This window comes from Chrysiogenia bacterium (assembly GCA_020434085.1).
Classification (GTDB): domain Bacteria; phylum JAGRBM01; class JAGRBM01; order JAGRBM01; family JAGRBM01; genus JAGRBM01.
On sequence record JAGRBM010000029.1, the window covers coordinates 1 to 7,132 of the forward strand.

Annotated in this window: 8 protein-coding genes; 6 read left to right on the forward strand and 2 right to left on the reverse strand. The window is 62.8% G+C overall.

Annotation, left to right across the window (positions count from 1 at the left end):
- Both KDH09_00815 and KDH09_00820 read right to left on the reverse strand, forming a co-directional pair.
- A partial coding sequence (locus KDH09_00815) for a PAS domain-containing protein (GenBank protein MCB0218208.1) occupies positions 1-983 on the reverse strand: 983 nt, incomplete at its 3' end.
- A gap of 4 nt (positions 984-987) precedes the next feature.
- Positions 988-2,031 (reverse strand): tRNA-dihydrouridine synthase, encoded by a 1,044-nt coding sequence (locus KDH09_00820; GenBank protein ID MCB0218209.1) that lies wholly within the window; start codon positions 2,029-2,031, stop codon positions 988-990.
- A 283-nt stretch (positions 2,032-2,314) separates the two neighbouring features.
- Between KDH09_00820 and KDH09_00825 the strand changes: the two genes are divergently transcribed.
- From KDH09_00825 to KDH09_00850, 6 genes are all read left to right on the forward strand, one after another.
- The gene (locus KDH09_00825; GenBank protein MCB0218210.1) at positions 2,315-2,830 is read left to right on the forward strand and encodes a 4Fe-4S binding protein; all 516 of its coding nucleotides are present in this window, start codon (positions 2,315-2,317) and stop codon (positions 2,828-2,830) included.
- 190 nt (positions 2,831-3,020) lie between these two features.
- Positions 3,021-4,487 (forward strand): response regulator, encoded by a 1,467-nt coding sequence (locus KDH09_00830; GenBank protein MCB0218211.1) that lies wholly within the window; start codon positions 3,021-3,023, stop codon positions 4,485-4,487.
- 102 nt (positions 4,488-4,589) lie between these two features.
- A complete protein-coding gene (locus KDH09_00835) occupies positions 4,590-5,099 on the forward strand; it encodes a hypothetical protein (GenBank protein ID MCB0218212.1) in 510 nt (169 codons plus the stop codon).
- A gap of 91 nt (positions 5,100-5,190) precedes the next feature.
- Positions 5,191-5,586: a CbiX/SirB N-terminal domain-containing protein gene (locus KDH09_00840; protein MCB0218213.1), complete on the forward strand. Its 396-nt coding sequence runs from the start codon at positions 5,191-5,193 to the stop codon at positions 5,584-5,586.
- A gap of 187 nt (positions 5,587-5,773) precedes the next feature.
- Positions 5,774-6,823, forward strand: a complete 1,050-nt coding sequence (locus KDH09_00845; GenBank protein ID MCB0218214.1) for an Lrp/AsnC family transcriptional regulator — start codon at positions 5,774-5,776, stop codon at positions 6,821-6,823.
- A gap of 87 nt (positions 6,824-6,910) precedes the next feature.
- The coding region (locus KDH09_00850; GenBank protein ID MCB0218215.1) for a TlpA family protein disulfide reductase at positions 6,911-7,132 on the forward strand (222 nt) is incomplete at its 3' end.

A 7,132-nucleotide genomic window follows, 5' to 3' on the forward strand; every position in this document is an offset into this window, starting at 1 on the left:
GTGAACAGCCGGAGCAGGTTCTCCGGATCAATGCCGCAACCGTAGTCGCGAATGGATGTCTGGAGAAATCCGCGGACCGAGCCGCCGGAATCGCGCAGGGCGACGTCGCTGGTGTAGCGGGTGCTGATCTCGATTCGTCCCTCGGGCGCGCTGGCTTCGGCCGCATTCTGGATCAGGTTGAGAAACACCTGCTTGAGCGCGTCGTGGGAACCGGTCACGTGGGGCAGACTCGGGTCGTAGATTTCCTCAAATTGCTTGTCCCTGCCGGTTTCCGAGAGGGAGACGAGTTGCACCACTTCGTTGAGTACCACGTGGAGGTTCACGTCCTGATGCTCGACCGCCGGGGGACGTCCGAAGCGCAACAGGCGCTCGACGATGGAGTTGACCCGCGCGCTCTCCTTGAGGATGACCTGAATGAGCTCGGCCTGGTCGGAGCCCTTGATCTCGCGTTCGAGCAATTGAGCGGCGCCCTTGATCCCGCCGAGCGGGTTCTTGATCTCGTGGGCCAGACCCGCGGCGATGGTGCCCAGCGATGCCAGGCGGTCGTTGCGGATGAGGTCGCGTTGCAGCTCACGCACACGGCTGCGGTCGCTCAGCATGACAAGCGCGCCCCAGTAGTCCCCATCGGGGTGATGCCAGGGAGTAACCGCCGCGGTGACCGGATGCTCGGATGCGCGACCTGTTACGTCGGGTCCCACGCGCAGGGTGGCATTGCGGTCGGTGCAGGCCGAGTTCGTTCGCAACGTTCGGTCGATGAGCTTGATGAGCCAGGGGTTGCCGGCGAGCACCTGATCGAAGGGACGCGCGGTCGCCACGGTGCGCGAGATGCTGAAGGCACGCTCGGCTTCATCGTTGAAATACAGAATGGTTCCGTCGCGGTCGATGAGCACCAGCGCGTCGACCATGGAGTCGAGCAGGCTGGCGACGTCGTCCCCGAACCGGGGGCGCTTCGACTTGTCGGGTGTGGCCTTTTCGCGGCCCATGGCCTCAGGCCACCTCCTGGTTTCGCGTTCCCGGCGAGGCGTCGGGGTCGATGTGCTCGCCCAGGAGGAAGTTGCGAAGCACGTCTTCGAGTTCCTCGGCGGTCTTGATGCCGAAAATCTGCCGGCGCATCTGCGTGGCATTGCGGCGGCCGCGCAGGTACCCGGCCAAGTGCGGGCGAAACATCTTCACGCCGCGCAGATCGCCGTAAGTCCGGGTGCAGCCGCGCAGGTGATCGCAGATGACCTCGAAGAGCTCGCGATTGGTGGGCTCGCCCGGATCGCTCTCGCCCTCGAGCAGTGCCAGCCCGCGCGAGAAGATCCAGGGATTGCCGATGGCCCCGCGGGCGAGCGAGCAGCCGTCCACGCCGGTCTCTTCCATCATCGCGCGAATGGCCTGCGGGGCAAGGAGGTCGCCGCTGCCGAAGACCGGCGTGGTCTTGCAGCGCTCCTTGAGCCGGGCGATGCGCGACCAGTCGGCCTGCCCCGAGTAGCCCTGCGCACGGGTGCGCGGGTGAATGGTCAGCAGGTCGAGGCCGATGCCGTCGGCCATTTCGGCCAGCTCGTCGATGACAAGGGACTTGTCGTCCCAGCCGGCGCGGACCTTCACGGTAAAATTCTCATTGGGGAGCGCCTTGCGCATGGCCTCCCAGATCTGGCGCACGAGCGGCAGGTTCTTGAGCAGTCCCGAACCGGCCTCGTGGCAGGCGACCTTGCGCACCGGGCAGCCCATGTTCAGGTCGATCCACTGGACCTCGTATCGGTCGCAAATGTCGCGGGCAACCCGGGCCAGAACCTCGGGCGTGGATCCGAAGATCTGGACCCCAAGGGGATCGTCGGCCGGGGTGTAGTCGAGCAGCTCGCGGGTGCGGTTGCTCTCGCGCACGTATCCCTCGGCACTGACCATCTGGGTAAAGCACAGCGATGCGCCGAACTTGCGGTTCTTGGGGCGCTCGATGACGTCGGTAATTCCGCACATCGGGGCGAGCGCAAGCGGCTTTTCGAGCGTAAAGCGCCCGATTTTTACCGGATTTGCCAAAGACTGCGTCATTTCTCGTCTGCCGGTCGTTCCCACGCGGGCCCCGATGGGGCTTCGCCACCCGGAAAGCGTGAGCTTGGGCCCAGCAGCGCAGGCTTGTCAAGAATATCACCGGCTTAGCCCCGCCGGACGCCCCTTTGGCCGGCGCTCGGTGGGGGAGGCACCAGACTGGACAAGGCGGGAGGCCGTGGGTATAAAGGCGCGGCGGAAAGGGCCTTTTTGCGCCCTTTCCGGTGGTAAGCTGCAGCGCCGCAGGGCGATCAAGCAGCCCGATTTCGAAAGGTTTGGGGAAGCGATGCCTCATTTCATCACCGACAAATGCACCGGCTGCACCATGTGCGTTCGCGTGTGTCCCACCGGTGCGATCACCGGTGACAAGGACGCGATCCACCTGATCGAGCCCGACCTGTGCATCGATTGCTCGACGTGCGGAATTTACTGTCCGTACTTCGCGATCGAGGACGGGCTGGGCATCATCGTTGACCGCGTGAAGCCCAAAGACATTCCGAAGGCCTTCGTGATCGAAGAGTCGTGTTCGGGCTGCGTCTTCTGCGTGGAAGCCTGCCCGTTCGACTGCATCACCATGGTCGACAACGGTTCGGGCGACTTCTTCCAGGTGGCAGAGGTCGACCAGAAGAAGTGCGTGTCGTGCAAGCTCTGCGCGCAGGTCTGCATCAAGGACGCCATCGTGGTGGACCGGCAGATTCCCTATCAGCCCGAGGAATACAGCAGCTTCCAGAAGCCCGAACAACACCTTGTCCCGGAAATCGAGGCCGTGAAGGCCGAGCTTTCTTCGGAGGATGCGGCCTGACGCATCGCGTTCCAAACGCAGAAAAGTTCACTCAAGGCCCCGGTTTCGCGCGAAACCGGGGCTTTTTCTTTGCTGCGGTCCAATTGGGATCACGTGGCAACCCCGGATGCTCTGACTGGCCTTTTTCGGGCCATTCCGTTACCGTTCGCTTGGGTAGAACACAGCTTGAAACCGGGAATCGGGTGGCAGCATGAGTAAGGGACGCATAGCGATCCTCGACGATGAGCCCGCTGTCCGGGAAATCCTTGGGGAATTCCTGCGAACGCGCGGCTACGAGGTATCTCTCTTCGAAGAGCCCAACGGGCTCGACAAGCATTTGCGCAATCACCCTGTCGATCTGCTGGTCTGTGATCTCTACCTGGGCGACGTGACGGGTCTCGATGTGATCCGCAAGCTTCGCCCCGGTTACCCCGCACTCGATATCATCGTCCTGACCGGATTTGCCTCCATCGACAACGTGATCGAAGCATTCCGCCTGGGTGCCAATGAGTACCTGCAGAAGCCGGTGAACCTGCTCCTGTTCGAGAATTCCATTGAACGCCTGCTGGAGAAGAAGCGCCTGGCGCGCGAGGTCCTCGAACTCAAGGACATCATCACCATCCATCAGGCTGCAGCCGACATCGCCGACCACCACGCGCTTCCCAATCTCTACGAAATCGTTCTCAAGACCGCTCTCAAGGGCGCCAGCGCTGATGCCGGTGCCATCGTCTGCTTTGCCGGCGAGGGCGATGAGCTCTGCGTGGAATTCGGCGCCGAGCACGGACTGGCTGCAGAAGAGCGCGACCAGTTCCTGAATCTCACACCCGAGCAGGTGCGCCAGCTCCGTCACGAATACTCCGCCATCAATGGCCACTGCACGGAGCTGGAGAACAACACCTGCCCGGTGGCCAGCGTCTTCGGCGACGATCTCGGCATCTGCGTTCCCATGCGTCAGAAAGGCGAAGTGCGCGGTGCGCTGCACCTGGTGCGGCGCAAATCGGACACAGAGTTCACCGAGCATGAAATCGCATCGGCCCGCGTGCTGGCACACAACGCCGCCATCGCGGCCGAACGCGCGCGCCTCTATAAAGATCTTGAGGTCGGTTACGTCGCCAGCATCGAGTCACTGGCGAAAGCCCTTGAGGCCAAGGACCCCTACACCGGCGGCCATGCCGACCGCGTGCGCAAATACTGCCGCATGATGTCGGACCTGACCGACCTCGACGAAGAAACCAAGCTCCGCGTGGAAAGCGCCGCGCTCCTGCACGACATCGGCAAGCTCGGCGTCTCCGACTACGTGCTCCAGAAGAAGGGGCCGCTCACGGCTGATGAGCGTGACCAGATCATGGAGCATCCCAGCATCGGCGACCGCATCCTCTCGGAAGTGCCCTCGCTGGCGGCCGAGCGGCTGTGGGTCTACGAGCACCACGAGCGCTGGGACGGCAGCGGCTATCCGCGCGGCATCGGCGGCGAGGAGATCTCGCTTCCCGGCCGCATCCTCATTCTTGTCGAGGTCTACGACGCCCTGGCCACCAAGCGCAGCTACAAGGACGCCTGGCCCGCGGAGATGATCCACGAACACTTCTCCGAGGGAAGCGGCAAGATCTACGATCCGGTCACCACCGAACTCTTCCTGGAGCTCTTCCACAAGAAGCTCGCGCAGTCGAAAGCCTCCTGAAACAAGACGGGACATGAGACCTGCCGCTGGTTTGCGCCGGCGCTGCGGGGCGAGTAAACCATGGCCGCGCCGCACCCGCGGCCGCCTCCAAGGAGCCCGACCATGGACTGGTCCCTCGATAGCCTGAATCTCTGGATCCACCTGCTGGGGACCGCGTTCTGCTTCGGCGGCTCGGTCTTCGTGGCTTTCTATTTCCTGCCCAACCAGCCCGAGACCCTTGAGCCGGGGCCGCTGCTCACGGCCAAGGTGGAGACTTTCCGGGCCTGGCTCTATGCCAACCTCATGGCGATGATGATCACGTTCATGACTGGCGTGTTCAACCTGCTCAAGTACAAGGAAGCCTGGGGCACCGATTACTTCTCCGCAGTGTGGAGCATCCTGATGCCCAAGTTCTTCTTCGTGCTGCTCTTTGTGCTGATGTGCGCGATGGCGGCGATGGGGCTGGGGATGAAATACATCCGCATCGCCACGGGCCTGATCGAGGTCGATGACGTGCCCGCGATGCTGGCGAAGTACGAGAAGAAGCTCTGGCGTATCCACATCGTGCTGGCGGTGCTGGTCGCCATTACCTCCTTCTTCGGCCTGCAGATCGTCAAGCTGATCCGGACCTGACCGGCCCAGCGGCCCGGGGCTGTCCCGGCAGGGAGCCCGCGGCGCTTGCATTGGCGCGCGGCGCGCGAAAAGCTCTCAGGCGGAGAGCGCAATGAGTGACCTCAACACAGATGCCATCCTGCTGTTCGCGCACGGATCGCGGGCCCCCGATCTCAAGATCGAGCTGGGTCACGTGGCCGAGCTCGTAAAAGCCTCAACGGGCGTCCCCATCGTGGAGATGGCCTTCCTGGAACTGGCAGAGCCGGACATGCACTTTGGCGTGAAGACCTGCGTGGGGCAGGGGGCCAAGCGGGTGACCGTCGTGCCCTACCTGCTCAACGTCGGCAACCACTTGCGCCGCGACCTGCCCAGCCTGATTGCCGAGGTCCGCAAGGCCTTTCCCGATACCGAAATTCTGATGGCCCCGCACCTGGGAGCCGACCAGCTTCTGGCCGACCTGGTGGCCAAGCGCGCGGGGCAGGCAAAGTCCGGCGAAGACCCGATTTGAGCGATTTTCAGCGCTGATTTGCGCCGGGGCAGCCCCGTCTTGCTCGCCCGGGCGGGTGCCCGCTATGGTGGCCCCCTGCCCGGGGCGACTCGCACAATTTCAGTGAGAAATCCCGGCGATTGCCGATGCAGGTGGCCGCGGCTGGTGGTGAGCCGGGGCCGATTTTTTAAAGAGTCTGGAGAGTCTCATGGACGTCAATGAAATGGATGAGGTCGACAAGGCCCTGACCACGCTGATTCAGGACGAGTTTCCCCTCGTCGAGGATCCCTATACCGAGCTGGCAAAGCGCGGCGGGCTCGACGTGTCCGGTGAGGAAGTGCGGCAGCGCCTGGAGAAGCTCAAGAAGGCCAAGGTGATTCGCCAGATCAGCGCGATCTTCGACTCGCGCAACATGGGCTACAAGAGCTCGCTCGTGGCGGTAAAAGCCAAGCCCGACGAGATCGAAAAGGTCGCCAAGTTCATCAACCGGCATCCGGGCGTCTCGCACAACTACAAGCGCGAGCACGAGTTCAATATCTGGTACACGGTGGCCGTCCCTCCGGGCGAAGACCTCGAAAAACACGTCAACGCCCTGCACGAGAAGTCCGGCGCGCTGGTGACCCGCATCCTTCCCACGCTCAAGCTCTACAAGATCGGCGTGAAGCTCAATCTCAACGATACCTCTCCCGAAGCAGCGACGCAGAAGGAAAAAGAGGGCGGCGTGTGGAACAAGCATCTCAAGGAAGCGGTTGAGATGAGCAAGGACGACATCGCCGCGGTGCGCGTGCTCCAGCCCGATCTGGAGATGATTCCCGAGCCCTTCAAGCCGCTGGCCGAGAAGATGGGCGTCTCCCAGCAGGAGCTCTTCGCCAAGGCCAAAGAGCTGCAGGAGCGCGCCGTGCTTCGTCGCTACGCGGGCATCCTTCATCATCGCAAGGCCGGTTTCCGCTCCAACGGTATGGGCGTGTGGGCCGTTCCCGAGGAAACCGTGGACGAGATGGGCAACAAGATGGCCCAGTTCAAGATCGTCTCCCACTGCTACCGCCGCCCCGTTTACGAGGACTGGCGCTACAACCTCTTCACCATGGTTCACGGCGAGAGCGACGATGATTGCCGCGAGATGATTCGTCGCATGTCGGAGGATACGGGCCTGACCGACTATGACGTTCTATTCTCCGTGGTGGAATTCAAGAAGACCCGCGTGGAATACTTCGAAGAAGAAGACTTCGGCTGGCTCTTTGACGGCGAAGCTGCCTGAACCCGGCGCAGCCCGCTTGGGAAATGACTTGTTACGGAAGGGCCCGGCGATTCACCGGGCCTTTTCTTTGAGCGAAAGGACTGAGGCGTGAAACAGCATCTGCGAACAATTCTTCTGGCACTGGGACTTGTGGTCATCGGCGCGTGCACCCAGCACAGCAACGGCAAGGCAACCACGGCACCCGACCTTTCGTTTCCGGCCGTGAGCGGCGGCGAGCTCAAAATCGCCGACTACCGCGGCAAGCTCATCTACGTCGACTTCTGGGCGACGTGGTGCGGCCCCTGCACGCAGGCCATTCCCGAGCTCAAC